16 protein-coding genes are annotated in these 15,180 nt (G+C 62.9%); 8 read left to right on the top strand and 8 right to left on the bottom strand.

What is annotated here, in order from left to right:
* Nucleotides 1-5 precede the first annotated feature (5 nt).
* Nucleotides 6-272, top strand: coding sequence for a sel1 repeat family protein (locus tag FJ471_RS25910; protein WP_140807572.1), 267 nt, complete (start codon nt 6-8; stop codon nt 270-272).
* A 419-nt stretch (nt 273-691) separates the two neighbouring features.
* Entirely contained in the window at nt 692-1,813 is a 1,122-nt protein-coding gene (locus FJ471_RS25905; protein ID WP_140807571.1) for an ABC transporter substrate-binding protein, read from the top strand.
* A 141-nt stretch (nt 1,814-1,954) separates the two neighbouring features.
* Here FJ471_RS25905 and FJ471_RS25900 read toward each other — a convergent pair whose 3' ends face one another.
* The 4 genes from FJ471_RS25900 to FJ471_RS25885 all read right to left on the bottom strand — a co-directional run bounded on the left by FJ471_RS25900 (nt 1,955) and on the right by FJ471_RS25885 (nt 6,607).
* Nucleotides 1,955-3,919, bottom strand: coding sequence for an acetyl/propionyl/methylcrotonyl-CoA carboxylase subunit alpha (locus tag FJ471_RS25900; protein WP_140807570.1), 1,965 nt, complete (start codon nt 3,917-3,919; stop codon nt 1,955-1,957).
* A 49-nt stretch (nt 3,920-3,968) separates the two neighbouring features.
* Nucleotides 3,969-4,244, bottom strand: coding sequence for a hypothetical protein (locus FJ471_RS25895; protein ID WP_348643366.1), 276 nt, complete (start codon nt 4,242-4,244; stop codon nt 3,969-3,971).
* Nucleotides 4,245-4,466: 222 nt separating this feature from the next.
* The gene (locus tag FJ471_RS25890) at nt 4,467-4,997 is read right to left on the bottom strand and encodes an O-acetyl-ADP-ribose deacetylase (RefSeq protein WP_140807568.1); all 531 of its coding nucleotides are present in this window, start codon (nt 4,995-4,997) and stop codon (nt 4,467-4,469) included.
* A gap of 2 nt (nt 4,998-4,999) precedes the next feature.
* Nucleotides 5,000-6,607, bottom strand: coding sequence for a carboxyl transferase domain-containing protein (locus tag FJ471_RS25885; RefSeq protein ID WP_140807567.1), 1,608 nt, complete (start codon nt 6,605-6,607; stop codon nt 5,000-5,002).
* A 104-nt stretch (nt 6,608-6,711) separates the two neighbouring features.
* Between FJ471_RS25885 and FJ471_RS25880 the strand changes: the two genes are divergently transcribed.
* Nucleotides 6,712-6,966 (top strand): type II toxin-antitoxin system HicA family toxin, encoded by a 255-nt coding sequence (locus FJ471_RS25880; RefSeq protein WP_140807566.1) that lies wholly within the window; start codon nt 6,712-6,714, stop codon nt 6,964-6,966.
* Nucleotides 6,963-7,331, top strand: a complete 369-nt coding sequence (locus FJ471_RS25875) for a type II toxin-antitoxin system HicB family antitoxin (protein WP_140807565.1) — start codon at nt 6,963-6,965, stop codon at nt 7,329-7,331. Before FJ471_RS25880 ends, FJ471_RS25875 begins: the two co-directional genes overlap by 4 nt.
* On the opposite strand, the gene FJ471_RS25870 is transcribed toward FJ471_RS25875, so the two are convergent.
* The 3 genes from FJ471_RS25870 to FJ471_RS25860 form a co-directional block, all read right to left on the bottom strand.
* On the bottom strand, nt 7,328-8,491 hold the full coding sequence (locus tag FJ471_RS25870) for an isovaleryl-CoA dehydrogenase (RefSeq protein WP_140807564.1): 1,164 nt from the start codon (nt 8,489-8,491) through the stop codon (nt 7,328-7,330). The two genes, FJ471_RS25875 and FJ471_RS25870, sit on opposite strands and share 4 nt — an antisense overlap.
* Nucleotides 8,492-8,540: 49 nt before the next feature.
* A complete protein-coding gene (locus FJ471_RS25865) occupies nt 8,541-9,188 on the bottom strand; it encodes a TetR/AcrR family transcriptional regulator (protein WP_140807563.1) in 648 nt (215 codons plus the stop codon).
* A gap of 89 nt (nt 9,189-9,277) precedes the next feature.
* The gene (locus FJ471_RS25860; RefSeq protein WP_140807562.1) at nt 9,278-9,559 is read right to left on the bottom strand and encodes an acylphosphatase; all 282 of its coding nucleotides are present in this window, start codon (nt 9,557-9,559) and stop codon (nt 9,278-9,280) included.
* A 145-nt stretch (nt 9,560-9,704) separates the two neighbouring features.
* On the opposite strand from FJ471_RS25860, the gene FJ471_RS35395 reads away from it, so the two are divergent.
* Together FJ471_RS35395 and FJ471_RS35390 are read left to right on the top strand one after the other, a co-directional pair.
* Nucleotides 9,705-9,959 (top strand): hypothetical protein, encoded by a 255-nt coding sequence (locus FJ471_RS35395; RefSeq protein WP_246684834.1) that lies wholly within the window; start codon nt 9,705-9,707, stop codon nt 9,957-9,959.
* On the top strand, nt 9,956-10,192 hold the full coding sequence (locus tag FJ471_RS35390) for a hypothetical protein (protein WP_246684833.1): 237 nt from the start codon (nt 9,956-9,958) through the stop codon (nt 10,190-10,192). Before FJ471_RS35395 ends, FJ471_RS35390 begins: the two co-directional genes overlap by 4 nt.
* 48 nt (nt 10,193-10,240) lie before the next feature.
* On the opposite strand, the gene FJ471_RS25850 is transcribed toward FJ471_RS35390, so the two are convergent.
* Nucleotides 10,241-11,353 (bottom strand): pyridoxal phosphate-dependent aminotransferase, encoded by a 1,113-nt coding sequence (locus FJ471_RS25850; protein ID WP_140807561.1) that lies wholly within the window; start codon nt 11,351-11,353, stop codon nt 10,241-10,243.
* A gap of 135 nt (nt 11,354-11,488) precedes the next feature.
* Here FJ471_RS25850 and FJ471_RS25845 point away from each other — a divergent pair, with 135 nt between their 5' ends.
* A complete protein-coding gene (locus tag FJ471_RS25845) occupies nt 11,489-13,171 on the top strand; it encodes a sulfotransferase (protein ID WP_140807560.1) in 1,683 nt (560 codons plus the stop codon).
* A 65-nt stretch (nt 13,172-13,236) separates the two neighbouring features.
* Nucleotides 13,237-14,916: a sulfotransferase gene (locus tag FJ471_RS25840; protein ID WP_140807559.1), complete on the top strand. Its 1,680-nt coding sequence runs from the start codon at nt 13,237-13,239 to the stop codon at nt 14,914-14,916.
* The last annotated feature ends 264 nt before the right edge of the window (nt 14,917-15,180 follow it).

Raw genomic sequence — 15,180 nt, 5'->3', positions numbered from 1 at the left:
TTGAAATGGCACGCTTTGAAATGCTTGAAGACGGCTTCGGCGCCATGGGGGCAACCGCCCAGGCCGACATTCTTTTCGAACTGGGCATGATGTATGCGACCGGCCGCGATTGCGAGACCGACGTCGTCGCCGCCCACAAATGGTTCAACATCGCCGCGATCAAGGGCTCGGCCCGCGCCGCCGAACTGCGCTCGGAATTGTCGTCCTCGATGTCGAAGCCCGAGATCGCCCGGGCGCTGCGCGAAGCGCGCGAATGGATGACAATGCACTGATCCTGGGGGATCAGTCCGAAGGGTTCAGGGGACAACGCCGCAACAAGACGGCCATTAGACAAGACCAAGAACGCGGCAGGCCAACGAACCTCAAGCCGTGCTGACCATGGCCCCGAAAACTGGAGTCCGGTTTTCGGATAAGATCATGGTCCACTAGAAACAGGGAAGCGAGCGGGTTTCAGGCGCGGGGGCGTCCGGGGAGCTCGACTGCAAAAGCCGCGACCGACCGAAACAAGGTCGGCGCGGCTTTTTGCATTACGCTTGGTAATCAGCCGCGTGGCCCAAGAAATCCTCACCGGAATGAACCAAAACCTTCTGAATTGTCCTCTCGACAGTTTCAGCGAAGGGTGAAATTGTCCCGGCTCTGTGAAGAAGCGCCGGCCGGACGGCCGCGCGTAAGTGGAGGAGTTCTTATAGTCATGAAAAAATTGGGTATTTTGAGCGCGGCCGCATTTGGCCTGATGATGAGCGCCCCGGTTGCCTTCGCCGACGACATCACCATTTCGGTGGTCGGCCCGATGACCGGCCAGCTCGCCACCATCGGTGACCAGTTCAAGCAGGGCGCGCAGGCTGCCGCCGACGCCATCAACGCGGCGGGCGGCATCAACGGCTCCCAGATCAAGCTCGACATCGAGGACGACCAGTGCGATCCGAAGCAGGCGGTTTCGGTCGCCAACCGCATCGTCGCCAACGGCGTCAAGTTCGTCGACGGCCATGCCTGCTCGGGCTCGAGCATTCCGGCCTCGGCCGTCTATGCCGAAGCCGGCACGCTGATGATGAGCCCGGCCTCGTCCAACCCGGTGCTGACCGATGCCGCGGCCAAGGCCGGCTGGCCGACCATCATGCGCCTTTACACGCGTGACGACGCGCAGGGCGCCTTCATCGGCCCGTGGATCGCCAAGAAATACGCCGGCAAGAACGTTGTCGTCCTGCACGACAAGAGCGCCTACGGCCAGGGCGTTGCCGATGCAGTCAAGGCGACGATGAATGCCGGTGGCCTCAAGGAAGTCGACTATGAAGGCATCAATGCCGGCGAGAAGGACTATTCGGCTCTCGTCACCAAGCTGAAGGAACTCAAGGCCGACGTCGTCTATTTCGGCGGCTATCACCCGGAGGCGGGCTTGATCCTGCGCCAGGCGGCCGAGCAGAACGTCAAGTTCCAGCTGATCATGCCGGACTCGATCGCCTCGCCGGAATTCTGGCAGGTTGCCGGCCCGGCCGGCGAAGGCACCATGTTCGTCTTCCCGTCGGATCCGCAGGCAAAGCCTGAAGCGAAGGATGCGGTCGCCAAGATCAAGGCCGGCGGCTTCACGCCTGAAGGCTTCACGCTGTTCTCCTACGCCGTGATCCAGGCCGTGGCCGAGGGCGTCAAGCGCGCCGGCAGCGACGATCCGGCCAAGGTCGCCGAGGCGCTCAAGGACGGCAAGCCGATCAGCACCGTGGTCGGCGACGTCATCTTCGACGAGAAGGGCGACCTGAAGAACGCCAGCTACGACATCAACCAGTGGCACGACGGCAAATACGCGCCGATCCAGCCGTAATTCGGTTCTGCAATCGAGGAAATGGCCGGGCATTGTCCCGGCCATTTTCGTTTCTGCTGTGGCATTGACGTGCAGGCGAGGGGGCGCCGGCCCGCCATACCTCTCTATTTTGTCTCGTTAACGAGACAACCGAATGAGCGCTCAGCCCTGGCCGTCCTCCGCGAAGCGCACCAGCACCGTGCCGTCGCTGACCTGCGCGCCCTCGGCGGCGATCTCGGCGATCACGCCGTCATGCGGGGCGGCGATCGTGTGCTCCATCTTCATCGCCTCGAGGATCAGAAGCGGTTGGCCCTTGATCACGGCATCGCCCGCCGCGGCGCGCACCAGCTTGACCAGCCCCGGCATCGGCGCGCGCAAGTTGCCTGCGGCGGCTCCCGCCTCGTCTGCCTTGGCGAGCGGATCGGGGACCGCGAACGTATAGCCGACCGCACCCTCGAAGACGGTGACGTGGCCCGGCCAGCGCGCGGCATGCGGCATGGTCCTCAGATCATGCATGTTCACCGCGTCGTGCGGCGCCTCCAGCGCCACCTGGAAGCGACCGTCCGGCCGTGCCGAAACCCTGGCCAGGATGTTCTCCTCGCCATGGCGCAGGCGGATGCGGCGCGCGAGCGTGTGGAAATGCGCATAGCCTGAAAGCGTGGACCATGGGTCGGCGGCTGGACCCGGCGCGCCGGCGTCCGTCGCGGCAAGCGCCGCGGCCGCAATCGTCTCGTCGCCAGGCGCGGGAATGGCGGTGAGCGCCTGCTGATGCCGGCCGATCAGACCGGTGTCGACGTCGCCGGCCGCGAAATCGGCGTCGGCGGCGAGCGCCGCCAGGAAGGCGGTGTTGACGGTCGAGCCGGCCACTTCGGTCCGGCTGAGGGCATCGCGCAGCGCGCCGAGCGCCGTGGCCCGGTCCTTGCCGTGCACCACCAGCTTGGCGATCATCGGGTCGTAGAAAGGCGAGATCGCATCGCCGGCGCGCACGCCGGTCTCGATGCGCATCTGAGCGCCCTCCGGCGCCGCGTAGGGGAATTTGAGATGATGTAGCGTGCCGGTCGCCGGCAGGAAGCCCTTGGCGGCGTCCTCGGCATAGAGGCGCGCCTCGAAAGCATGGCCGGTAAGCGCGATCTCGCCTTGCGTTTTCGGCAGTTTTTCGCCGGATGCCACGCGAAGCTGCCATTCGACGAGGTCGACGCCGGTGACCATCTCGGTGACGGGGTGCTCGACCTGCAGCCGCGTGTTCATCTCCATGAACCAGAAGCGGTCGGCCTTGAGGCCCTGCGAGGCATCGACGATGAACTCGATCGTGCCGGCGCCCGAATAATTGATCGCCTTGGCGGCCTTCACGGCCGCCTCCGTCATCGCCTTGCGCAGCGCCGGTGTCATGCCGGGGGCGGGCGCCTCTTCGATCACCTTCTGGTGGCGGCGCTGCGCCGAGCAGTCGCGTTCGAAAAGATGCACGGCATTGCCGAAATTGTCGCCGAACACTTGGCACTCGATATGGCGCGGCTTGTCGACGTACTTTTCCACCAGCACACGGTCGTCGCCGAACGCCGCTTTCGCTTCGCGTCGCGCGCCTGACAGCGCTTCGGAGAAATCGTCGGGGTGGTCGACGCGACGCATGCCCTTGCCGCCGCCCCCGGCGCGCGCCTTGATCAGGACGGGGTAGCCGATCTCGCGCGCCTTGGAAGCAAGCAGCACGATCTCCTGCGCCTCGCCATGATAGCCGGGCACAACGGGTACACCGGCCGCTTCCATCAGCCGCTTGGCGGCGTCCTTCAATCCCATGGCGCGGATCGAGGCGGCGGAGGGACCGATGAAGACGAGGCCCGCCGCCGTCACCTGGTCGACGAAATCGGGGTTTTCCGACAGGAAGCCGTAGCCGGGATGGATGGCCTCGGCGCCCGTGGCAAGCGCCGCCGCGACGATCCTGTCGCCGCGCAGATAGCTTTCCCCGACGGGCGAGAGGCCGATATGCACTGCCTCGTCTGCCATCTCGACATGCAGGGCGCGGGCATCCGCATCCGAATAGACGGCGACGGTGCGAACGCCGAGCTTGCGGGCTGTGCGGATGACGCGACAGGCGATCTCGCCGCGATTGGCGATCAGGATCTTGCCGAACATGGAGCCTCCCGGTTTTGTCTTGGGCGGCGCCAGTCCTGCAGGCGTCTGCCTATTTCGACGCCGCGATGGCGCAGCCGCCGCTCGCCGTGTTGAGCCGCCACCTCTTCAGGCCGCCCTGGCAGTTGCGCAGCGCGACATCCTCCGCGGCCTTCTGGGACGGCGCGTTGAGCGCCTTGCCGCAGACGACATAGAGGTCCACCACGCGCGTATAGAAAGTCGTAGCATAAGCCGAATGGCCGCTCGCCGCGACGTAGGACCTGTAGGCGCTGGTGCATTGGTCCTTGGGATTCATCGACAAAGGTGGCGGGAAACGTTTGTCGCCCACGCTGCCCGCCAGGGAACCGGCGATGGCCGCGGTCGACGCCGAGAGCATAAGCAACGCCAGAAGTATAGAAGCGGGCGCGCGCCGAGTGTATTTCAGTTCCATTTTTTCCCCATCCCCATTGGATAATGCGGGATGAGAAATAGCGAATGTTCCGGGCTGTCGCCAGCCACGATCTGCAAGTTCGCACTTTCGTGAGAAAATGAAGGATTGCATTCATAAAGTTCAATCCCGACCCAGGGCGGCAATAGTCCGCCGATATAATTCTGCCGTATGCTCGTCGAAGCAGCAGAAAGTAACGACGTCAGGCGCCGTGTTTCTCCGCAGGAAGTCGCTTACAGTGCCGACGGCGATCCCGGTCGCTTCCTCTTTCGGGAAGCGGTAAATACCGGTCGAGATCGCCGGAAAGGCGATCGTGTGGCAATCATGGTCACGCGCGATTTCAAGCGAGCGCCGATAGCAGGAGGCGAGCATCTCGGCCTCGCCCTGGCCGCCGCCTTGCCAGACCGGCCCGACCGTGTGGATGATGTAGCGCGCCGGCAGGCGATAGCCCTTGGTCAGCTTGGCGTCGCCGGTCTTGCAGCCGTTGAGCATGCGGCATTCGGCAACCAGTTCCGGCCCGGCCGCGCGATGGATGGCGCCGTCGACGCCGCCGCCGCCGAGCAGCGAGGAATTGGCGGCGTTCACAATGGCGTCTACCGAAAGCCTGGTGATGTCGCCGGTGTGTATGCGGACCCTGTCGCCGATGCCGCTCATCGTCACATCCTGAACACGCCGAACTTCGTCTCCTCGACGCCGGCATTGAGCGCGGCCGAGAGGCTGAGCGTCAGCACGTCGCGGGTCTTGGCCGGATCGATGATGCCGTCGTCCCAGAGCCTGGCCGAGGAATAGAGCGGGTGGCCCTCATGCTCGTATTTCATCAGGATCGGTTTCCTGAACTTCGCCTCGTCCTCGGCGCTCCACGCACCGCCCTTGCGCTCGATGCCTTCGCGCTTGACCATGGCAAGCACGGCGGCCGCCTGCTCGCCACCCATCACCGAGATGCGCGCGTTGGGCCACATCCACAGGAAGCGGGGCGAATAGGCGCGGCCGCACATGCCGTAATTGCCGGCGCCGAACGAGCCGCCGATGATGATTGTGAGCTTTGGCACTTTTGCGGTGGCGACCGCCATCACCAGCTTGGCGCCGTCCTTGGCGATGCCGCCGGCCTCGTATTTTCGACCGACCATGAAGCCGGTGATGTTCTGCAAAAAGATCAGCGGAATGCCGCGCTGGCAGCAGAGTTCGATGAAGTGGGCGCCTTTGAGCGCGCTTTCGGAAAACAGCACGCCGTTGTTGCCGATGATGCCGACCGGCATGCCGTGCAGATGCGCGAAGCCGGTGACCAAAGTCGTGCCGTAGTTTTGCTTGAACTCGTCGAACTCCGAACCGTCGACGAGGCGCGCGATCACCTCGCGCACGTCATAGGGCTGGCGCAGATCTGTCGGCACGATGCCGTAGAGTTCCTGCGGATCGTAAAGCGGTTGAATCGGCTTCTGCAAATTCAGGCTTACGGCCTTGTTGCGATTCAGGTTCTTGATGATACGCCGGCAAATCGCCAAGGCGTGTTCGTCGTCCATGGCGTAGTGGTCGGCGACGCCGGAAAGCCTTGTGTGCACATCGGCGCCGCCAAGCTCCTCGGCGCTGACATCCTCGCCGGTGGCGGCCTTCACCAGCGGCGGGCCGCCGAGAAAAATGGTCGCCTGGTTGCGCACCATGATCGTTTCGTCCGACATCGCCGGCACATAGGCGCCGCCCGCCGTGCAGGAACCCATCACGCAGGCGATCTGCGGGATGCCGGCCGCCGACATGTTGGCCTGGTTGTAGAAGATGCGGCCGAAATGCTCGCGGTCGGGGAAGACCTCGTCCTGGTTGGGCAGGTTGGCGCCGCCTGAGTCGACCAGATAGACGCAAGGCAGGTTGTTCTGCAGCGCGATCTCCTGCGCCCTCAGATGCTTCTTCACCGTCAGCGGATAATAGGTGCCGCCCTTCACCGTCGCGTCATTGACGACGACCATCACTTCCCGGCCTTCGACGCGGCCGACGCCGGTGATGATGCCGGCCGACGGAATGTCCTCGCCATACATCGACCATGCCGCGAACTGGCCGACCTCGAGGAAGGGCGAGCCGGCGTCGAGCAGTTGCGCCAGCCGCTCGCGCGGCAGAAGCTTGCCGCGCGAGACGTGGCGTTCGCGGGCTTCATCGGAGCCGCCGCGCTCGACGCTTGCCGCCTTCTCGGCAATGTCGGCAACGAGCGCGCGCATGCGCTCGGCATTGGCGCGGAAAGTGTCGGAGGAGGGGGAGATCTGGGAGGTCAAGGCAGGCATTGACGAACCTCAAATGATATCATATTTTAGTATCACGTCGGGGCTCTCGCCCTAACCCCAGAGGAGCTGACCACAAAGGTATTCTATTGGGGAGGGCGAAAGCCATGAAAGCAGCGCACCGGCTGACACTGGACAAAATATTTGCGAACCCGGTCAGCGCCTCGATTAAGTGGCGAGATGTTGAGGCGTTGCTGATCGCGCTTGGAGCTGAGGTTTCGGAAGGCAGTGGTTCGCGGGTCCGTTTCACAATATCCGGCCAAACGCTGTTCCTGCACCGGCCGCATCCGTCGCCCGATACCGAGAGGTGGGCGGTCAAGGATATCAGAGAATTTTTGACGAACGTTGGAATAAGGCCATGAAGCTTTACAAGGGATATGCCGGTTCGATCGAGTTCGACGACGAGGATATGGTCTTCCATGGCCGCATCCTTGGCATTCGCGACATCGTTACCTTTGAGGCCGAGACGGCTGAGGAACTGGTGAAATCGTTCCACGACAGCGTCGACGACTATCTTGCCTTTTGCAAAGAGCGCGGCGTCGATCCGCAAAAACCCTATTCCGGCAAGCTCGCTCTCCGCACGACGCCGGAAATCCATGCCTTGCTTGGCAAAGCAGCGGCCAGCGATGGAAAATCGATCAACCAGTGGGTTTCTGACACGCTCGCCGAGGCGGCCCGCAAGCGGGTCGATGAAAGCTCGACGAAGGTGACGAGCAGAGCTCACTAAACCCCCTCCGCCATGATCTCCCGGCCGATCAGCCAGCGGCGGATCTCGCTGGTGCCGGCGCCGATCTCATAGAGCTTGGCGTCGCGCAGCAGCCGTCCCGTCGGGTAGTCGTTGATATAGCCGTTGCCGCCGAGAAGCTGGATCGCGTCGAGCGCCATCTGCGTCGCTTTCTCCGCCGCGAAGAGCACGCAGCCGGCGGCGTCCTTGCGCGTGGTCTCGCCGCGGTCGCAGGCGGCCGCCACCGCATAGACATAGGCCCGCGCGGCGTTCATGGTCGAGTACATGTCGGCGAGCTTGCCCTGCACCAGCTGGAACGTCCCGATCGGCTGGCCGAACTGCTTGCGCTCGTGCACGTAAGGCACAGCGACGTCGAGGCAGGCCGCCATCAGCCCGATCGGGCCTCCGGAAAGCACGGTGCGTTCATAGTCGAGCCCCGACATCAGCACCTCGACGCCGCGCCCTTCCTCATGCAGCACATTCTCGAACGGCACCTCGACATTTTCGAAGACGAGCTCGCCGGTGTTGGAGCCGCGCATGCCGAGCTTGTCGAGCTTCTGCGCGACTGAAAAGCCGGCCATCGCCTTTTCGACGATGAAAGCGGTGATGCCGCGCGAATGGCGTTCCGGATCGGTCTTGGCATAGACCACCATCGTTCCGGCGTCGGGGCCGTTGGTGATCCACATTTTCGAGCCGTTGAGCACATAGCGGTCGTTGCGCTTTTCGGCGCGCAGCCTGAGCGACACCACGTCCGAGCCGGCGCCCGGTTCCGACATCGCCAGCGCGCCGACCGTTTCGCCCGCGCAAAGGGCAGGCAGGTACTTCTCCTTCTGCGCCGGAGTGGCCCAGCGGTTGATCTGGTTGACGCAGAGGTTCGAGTGCGCGCCGTAGGAGAGGCCGACCGAGGCCGATGCGCGTGAAATCTCCTCCATTGCCACGACATGCGCGAGATAGTTCATGCCGGTTCCGCCGAAATCCGGATCGGCGGTGATGCCGAGCAGGCCGAGCGCGCCGAGTTCGGCCCAGAGATGCGCGGGAAACTCGTTGGAGCGGTCGATCTCCGCCGCGATCGGCGCGATCCTGTCCTGGGCGAAGCGACGCACGGTATCGCGCAGCGCTTCGATGTCGGGATCAAGTCCGAAACTGAGCGTATTCGTGTACATGCCGTTCCTCCCTGCGCACGCCCCGGTCTTCGCGGGGATCATGCCTGTATCAGAGTGCCACGGCGTCCCCGGCGCGCCCGGAAGGACGTGCGGTGCCATGGCTGATTGTCGCGCCGACCAGGCGCATTGTCATCGAAAGATATGATGCCGTGACTTCAGCGATCGACAGCCGCTCGCCCGGCCGGAACCAGACGATGACGCCGGTCATCATCTGGATCAGCGCCATGGCTGTCAGGCCCGTATCGTCGATCTCGAAAGCGTCGGTTTCGGCGCCGTCGCGCAGGATCGCGCGCAGCTCCTTCTCATAGGCCGTGCGCATCTTGAGGACCTGCGTCAGTCTTTCATGCGAGAGGCTTCGCAACTCCATATTGGAGACATGGGTGGCGTGGCGTCGCTCGATATGGAAGGCGATGTGGTTCTCGACATAGGCGGCCAGCCGGGTGACCGGATCAGCGCCCGTCGGCCGCGCCGTTTCCCAAGCCTTGAGCAGACCTTCCATATGCTCTCGCATCAAGGTGAACAGCAGGTCTTCCTTGGTCGGGAAGTAACGGTAGAGCGCGGCCGCCTGCACGCCGACCTCCGCCGCCAGCTGCCGCATCGACATCGCCTCGTAGCCGAGGCGCGCGATCAGGCTGACCGCCGCCTCGCGGACGGCCGCTTCGGTTTTTCCCCCGTCGGAACCTGTGGTGCGCGCCATGTTCGCCTCCAGCAGCATTAATAAAACGAACGTTCAATTAATTCAAGATGCCACATACGCTCTTTCTGGGTTGCGGAGGCGAGATGAGGCTAGATGATGATCCTGAAATCCACCGGCGCGTCGTCGGCCGATTCCTCGATCTCGACCTTCGAGACGAGCGCGCCCCGCGGTCCTTGCCATAGGCGTTCGATCATCGTCGTGACGGCGGCATCGGCGCCGGTAATCAGCGCGGTGACCGAACCGTCGCGTTCGTTGCGAACCCAACCTGTAAGCCCGAGACGCATGGCTTCGCCACGCGTCCAGACACGGTAGCTCACACCTTGAACCTTGCCGGAAATGTGCACCCGAACGGCTCTTTGCTCACCCTGCATTCGTCCGCTCCAGAATCGTCTCCATCAATCTGGAGCACGAGGGGTGAAATGCAATCGGTTTGAGGCAGCAGTTCCCTCGATTGGATAATTGACTCAGTCAACCAATGAGGGAATTATCGGATGCAATTTCTCCAAGGAGGTCAGCATGCCGCACGAAGCCCTGGTTCATGAGATTCGTCGCTTCAACCGGTTCTATACCGGCCTGGTTGGGCTGCTCGATGAGACCTTGATGCAGAGCCCTTACACGCTGGCCGAAGCCCGCGTGCTGTTCGAGCTCGGGCGCAAGCCTCGGCGTGTCGGCGCTCGAGCCGGTTTCCTGGCGCGCATGTTTCATCTCGATCTCGCGCCAGTGGCGTCGGAGTTGGCCGGCGAACTCAACCTCGCCCTGCCTATCTCATGAGGGTCCTTCGCAAATGCACCGCCATTGGCCTGGCCGAGATGCGCGATGGCCCGGAGAACGGGCAGCCCGTTCTTGCGCTGACCACGCGGGGCAAGGCCGCGCTGGCTGATCTCGAGGCGGCGACGAACCGCGATCTCGCCCGCCTGATCGTCAAGCTCGAGGACAGGCAAGCCGCGGAGCTTTCCGATGCGCTGAACCGCGCGACACGCCTGCTGGCAGCCGCAGGACTATGAATTGCCCAATCTGTCCCCGGGGGAGCAGACCTATAGGCCAGGGTTTGGTCAGTTCCCCCGCGCCGCCGCCAGCGCGCCCGGCAGTTCCTCGGCGAAGATGTCGAGCTCATGGTCGAGGCCGACGCTGACCCTGACGCAGCGGTCGAGCACTGGCACCATCGGCTTGCGGATGAACACGTCGCGCGACAAAAGATTCTGCATCACTTTCAGCGCGAAGGCGCCGTCGCGGCCGCAGTCGATGGTGACGAAATTCGTTGCCGAAGGCAGTGGCTTGAGATCGTTCTGCCTGGCGATGGTTGAAATGCGCTCGCGGCCTGCCGCCACGCGCGCCACCACCGAACGCAGGTAGTCCTGGTCGGCAAGCGCCTCGAGACCGGCGACCTGCGCCATGCGGCTGACGCCGTAATGGTTGCGGATCTTCTCGAAGTCGCGGATCACCTCCGCCTCAGCCACGGCGTAGCCGCAGCGTATGCCGGCCAGGCCGTAAGCCTTGGAGAAGGTGCGCATGCGGATGACGTTCGGCCGCGCGACATCGATCGCGGGCAGTGCCGAGGCCGGTCCCAGCTCGCCATAGGCCTCGTCGAGCACCAGCATGGTGGTTTCCGGCAGTGCTTCGATGAAGCGCACGACATCCGGCGCCTCCCACCAGCTTCCCATCGGATTGTCGGGATTGGAGAGATAGACCAGCGGCGCCTTTTCGCTCGCGACCTTGGCGAGAAGCCCGCCCAGGTCCTCCTTGTCGTCGGCATAGGGCACCGTCACCAGGCAGCCGCCGACGCCGGCGATATGGAAATTGAAGGTGGGGTAGGCGCCGAGCGAGGTGACCACGGCGTCGCCGGGGCCGACATACATGCGCGCCACCAGGCCGAGCAGGCCGTCGATGCCTTCGCCCACGACCACGTTTTCGACGGCCACGCCGTGATGCGCGGCAGCCGCCACCTTCAGCTCGTAATTGTCGGGATCGCAATACATCCACTGGTCGCGGGCGACGCTCTCCATACGGGCGATGACGCGCGGCGAAGGCCCGAAACTGCTTTCATTGGCGCCGATGCGGGCGCGGAAAGGCCGGCCGCGATCGCGCTCCTGCGCCTCCGGGCCGACGAACGGCACGGTGGTGGGAAGCGCGCCGATGATGGGCGTGAGGGAAGGGCGCTGGCGCATGGCAAAAGCTCGCGTGGAAGGGGCGTTCTTGCTAGCGTGATCCCCCGGCCGGTGCAAGCTGGGCAGGGGACCCGTCACCGGGGCACGGTCTTGCGCGGGCTGGATTCCGACAGCTTCTTTTGCTAGCGAAGCGCCATGAACAACCGTCTGCCGCCCGCCTGGGCCAAACATATAAAGTCCGGCCCGGTATCCAAGCCGTCCGCTCCGGCGCTCAGACCCGGATTGCCGCAAGCGAATCCTTCGAGGCCGGACGCACACGCGCAGTCGGACGACCTGCTGCTGAAGCAGGCTTTTGAGCATAAGCAGGCCAAGCGCCTGAAGCAGGCTCAGGATCTGTGCCTGCAGGTTCTGGCGCGCACGCCGAACCACCCGCGCGCCCTTTTTATGATGGGAACCATATCTCTGGGTTATGACGACGAGACGGCGTTGCAATATTTCGCCCGCGCCATCGCGGAGGAGCCGCGCAACACCTATTATCATCTCAGCCTGGGCGAGGCCTATCTTAAGGTCGGCGAACACTCGCCGGCGATCGAGCATATGCGATACGCCGTGGAGCTGCAGCCCGACCTCGTCGCGGCCCTCTGTGCCTTGGGACGCGCTTATGTGGAATCCGATAAGCCGGATCTGGCTTTGCCGCTCTACGAGAGAGCGCTGAAAGTCGACCCCGATCATCCCGAGATCAGAGTGGGGCTAGCCAATGCCCTTAGCAGCGTGGGCCGCATGGATGAAGCCGCCGCCTGTCTGAACCAGGCAATAGAGCGGCGTAGCGACCTGCCGAGCGCCTATTATCATCTTACGCAGACGCGGAAATTCACCGACGAGCCTCCGGAACTCCGCTCCATTCTTCGTGAACTTGCCAATGCGAAACTCGGACCGGACGACGCTCGGCTGCTCCACCATGCCGCCGGCAAAGTGCTGAATGATCTTAAACGCTATGATGAAGCGTTCGATCATTTCCGGAAGGCGAAGCAGGCCTCTCAACCATTCGACATCGACCGGTATCGTCGGTGGGTCGACGCGCTGATCGAGCTCTTCACACCGGGGTTGTTTGCCGCCGCCGAACACAGCTTTGGCAATCCCTCCGAGGTGCCGGTTTTCGTGGTCGGCATGCCCCGCTCGGGAACGACGCTGACGGAACAAATCCTGGCCAGTCATCCCGACGTCTATGGCGCGGGGGAGCTTTCCAAATTGGGGCGCGTCGCGAACGCCCTCGGCCTCAAGCCCGCCTTGGCCGAAAAGTTGAACCGTCTTGTCGATTCGATCACGCCGGAACTGTCGAAAACGCTCGCCACCGAGCATTTGTCTTATCTCGCAAAACGGTCAGCCACGGCGCTGCGCATCGTCGACAAGATGCCGCACAATTTTGAGCTGATCGGCCTTATCGCCTTGCTCTTTCCCAAGGCTCGCATCATTCACTGCCGTCGCGATGCCATCGACAACTGCATTTCCTGCTTCGTTCTGCCCTTCAACGGTTATCACAGCTACAGCGATGATCTGAAAACCCTCGGCCTCTACTATCGCGAATACGACCGCTTGATGCGGCATTGGAACGAGGTGCTTCCGGGCCGCATCTTCGAAAATCGTTACGAAACGCTCGTTGAGGACCAGGAAGCGCAATCACGCCGCCTTATCGATTATATCGGGTTGCCCTGGGATGATGCGTGCCTGCGCTTCTTCGACAGGGAGGGCTCGGTCACCACGGCGAGCCGCTGGCAGGTTCGGCAGCCGATCTACAAGTCGTCCGTCAAGCGCTGGAAAAACTATGAAAATGAAATTCGGCCGCTGATAGAGGCGCTTGGCGACCTCGCGGATATTTGAACGGCAGGCTCGCTGCCCACCGAGCTTTGACTGGATTCCATCAGTGCTTATTGCTAGCAGATGCGATGAACAATCGTTTGCCGCCCGCCTGGTCAAAACACCTCAAATCCGGCGCTGCGCCGAAACCCGGACGGCCCCAGGCAAGCCCGCCACAGCCAGCTCCGCCGAAGACAAATTCGTTCGCGCGCGCGCAGGCCAATGATGCGTTGCTGAAGAAAGCCTATGAGCTTCAACAAGCCAAACGGCTTGGCGAAGCACAGGACTTATGCCTTGAAGTGCTGGCGCGGACGCCGAACCATCCGCTGGCCCTGTATATCATGGGCACGCTTTGTCTGGGCTATGACGACGAGGCGGCTCTGCGCTATTTCGCGCGCGCGGTCGCCGAGGAGCCGAAAAACGCATACTACCACCTTAGCTTCGGCGAGGCCTATGCGAAGCTGAGTGAATTCTCAGCCGCCATCAAATACATCCAGCACGCCTTGGAAATACAGCCCAATCTTGTGGAGGGCCTGTGCGCCTTGGGGCGTGTTTACACCCAGTTCGACAAGCCCGATTTGGCATTGCCGCTTTACGAGAAGGCGCTGAAAATCAACCGCGATCACCCCAAGGCGCGGATCGGAATGGCTGCTACGCTCACTGGCCTCGGGCGTATGGACGAGGCCCGCGCCTATCTCAATGAGGCGATCGAACGCCGTGTCGACGCAGCGGCTGCTTATTACGATCTCGTGCAGACCCGGAAGTTTACCGAAGAGCCCCCGGAGCTCCAATCGATCGTTCGCGAACTCGACCGTCCGGGGCTTAAGGCGGAGGGCGTGCAGAGCCTTCACTACGCCGCCGGTAAAGTGCTGAACGACCTCAAGCGCTACGCGGAAGCATTCGACCATTTCAACAAGGCCAAGCAGGCCGCCGGCCACAGGTTCGACATCGATCAGTATCGCCGTTTCGTAGACTCGATGATTGAAATCTTCACGCCGGGCCTGTTTACCGCCGCGTCCGGCTTTGGCAACGGTTCCGATCTCCCCGTGTTCGTCGTTGGCATGCCCCGTTCCGGAACGACGCTGACGGAACAGATCCTGGCCAGTCATCCAGGGGTTCACGGCGCGGGAGAACTTGAAAAACTAAGGCGGGTGGCAAACGCAATCGACCTCAAATCGTCGGCTGAAGATTTGAGCAAGCCCATCCATTCCCTTACACCGGAACTGACCAGGACACTGGCCGACGAGCATCTGTCCTACCTCCGGGAGCGGGCGCCCGCTGCGCTCCGAATCGTCGACAAGCAGCCGCATAATTTTGAGCTGGTCGGTCTTATCGCTCTTCTGTTTCCCAATGCGCGCATCATTCACTGCCGCCGCGATGCCATCGACAATTGCGTCTCATGCTATGTCCTGCCCTTCAGCCCGGCACACAGCTACAATGCAGCCCTGCGGGCACTCGGCCTGTACTATCGCGAATATGACCGCTTGATGCGTCACTGGAACGAGGTTTTCCCGGGCCGTATCTTTGAAAATCGCTATGAGACGCTTGTCGAGGATCAAGAGGCACAGTCGCGCCGGCTCATAGATCATCTCGGCCTGCCTTGGGACGACGCATGCCTGCGCTTCTTCGATAGGGAAGGGGCCGTCACCACGCCCAGCCGCTGGCAGGTTCGTCAGCCGATCTACAAATCGTCCGTGAAGCGCTGGAAGAATTACGAGAGTGAGATCCAGCCTTTGATTGAAGCGCTGGGCGACCTCGCCGACGTTTGACTTTCGATCACGGGTGCGGCTGCTTCGGGGCGCCGTTTCCCCGGAATTTAAAGCTTTCCATCGCGCTGCGGCGCAATCAGGTCGAACGCCTAGTGGCACCGCACAGGGATTTTGACCGGTCGGCTCTGTTTGCGTTGGCAAGTGGCATGCGTTGGGGATTGGCCGAAACGCCCATCGCGATCGTCATCCACGGGCGGAGCAAGGAGCGAAGCGACGCGGCGCAGACCCGAGGATCCACTCCGTAACTTTGATCGTAGGCGCTGC

This window comes from Mesorhizobium sp. B2-7-1 (assembly GCF_006440735.1).
In the GTDB taxonomy this organism is placed as follows: domain Bacteria; phylum Pseudomonadota; class Alphaproteobacteria; order Rhizobiales; family Rhizobiaceae; genus Mesorhizobium.
The sequence above is the reverse complement of the archived record's forward strand: the minus strand, read 5'-3'. Positions and strand labels throughout refer to the sequence as shown.

Bases quoted from the DNA above. Each gene is read 5' to 3' on its own strand.
- FJ471_RS25910 (WP_140807572.1), top strand. From the start codon at position 6: ATGGCACGCTTTGAAATGCTTGAAGACGGCTTCGGCGCCATGGGGGCA.
- FJ471_RS25905 (WP_140807571.1), top strand. From the start codon at position 692: ATGAAAAAATTGGGTATTTTGAGCGCGGCCGCATTTGGCCTGATGATG.
- FJ471_RS25900 (WP_140807570.1), bottom strand. From the start codon at position 3,919: ATGTTCGGCAAGATCCTGATCGCCAATCGCGGCGAGATCGCCTGTCGC.
- FJ471_RS25890 (WP_140807568.1), bottom strand. From the start codon at position 4,997: ATGAGCGGCATCGGCGACAGGGTCCGCATACACACCGGCGACATCACC.
- FJ471_RS25885 (WP_140807567.1), bottom strand. From the start codon at position 6,607: ATGCCTGCCTTGACCTCCCAGATCTCCCCCTCCTCCGACACTTTCCGC.
- FJ471_RS25880 (WP_140807566.1), top strand. From the start codon at position 6,712: ATGAAAGCAGCGCACCGGCTGACACTGGACAAAATATTTGCGAACCCG.
- FJ471_RS25875 (WP_140807565.1), top strand. From the start codon at position 6,963: ATGAAGCTTTACAAGGGATATGCCGGTTCGATCGAGTTCGACGACGAG.
- FJ471_RS25870 (WP_140807564.1), bottom strand. From the start codon at position 8,491: ATGTACACGAATACGCTCAGTTTCGGACTTGATCCCGACATCGAAGCG.
- FJ471_RS25865 (WP_140807563.1), bottom strand. From the start codon at position 9,188: ATGGCGCGCACCACAGGTTCCGACGGGGGAAAAACCGAAGCGGCCGTC.
- FJ471_RS25860 (WP_140807562.1), bottom strand. From the start codon at position 9,559: ATGCAGGGTGAGCAAAGAGCCGTTCGGGTGCACATTTCCGGCAAGGTT.
- FJ471_RS35395 (WP_246684834.1), top strand. From the start codon at position 9,705: ATGCCGCACGAAGCCCTGGTTCATGAGATTCGTCGCTTCAACCGGTTC.
- FJ471_RS35390 (WP_246684833.1), top strand. From the start codon at position 9,956: ATGAGGGTCCTTCGCAAATGCACCGCCATTGGCCTGGCCGAGATGCGC.
- FJ471_RS25850 (WP_140807561.1), bottom strand. From the start codon at position 11,353: ATGCGCCAGCGCCCTTCCCTCACGCCCATCATCGGCGCGCTTCCCACC.
- FJ471_RS25845 (WP_140807560.1), top strand. From the start codon at position 11,489: ATGAACAACCGTCTGCCGCCCGCCTGGGCCAAACATATAAAGTCCGGC.
- FJ471_RS25840 (WP_140807559.1), top strand. From the start codon at position 13,237: ATGAACAATCGTTTGCCGCCCGCCTGGTCAAAACACCTCAAATCCGGC.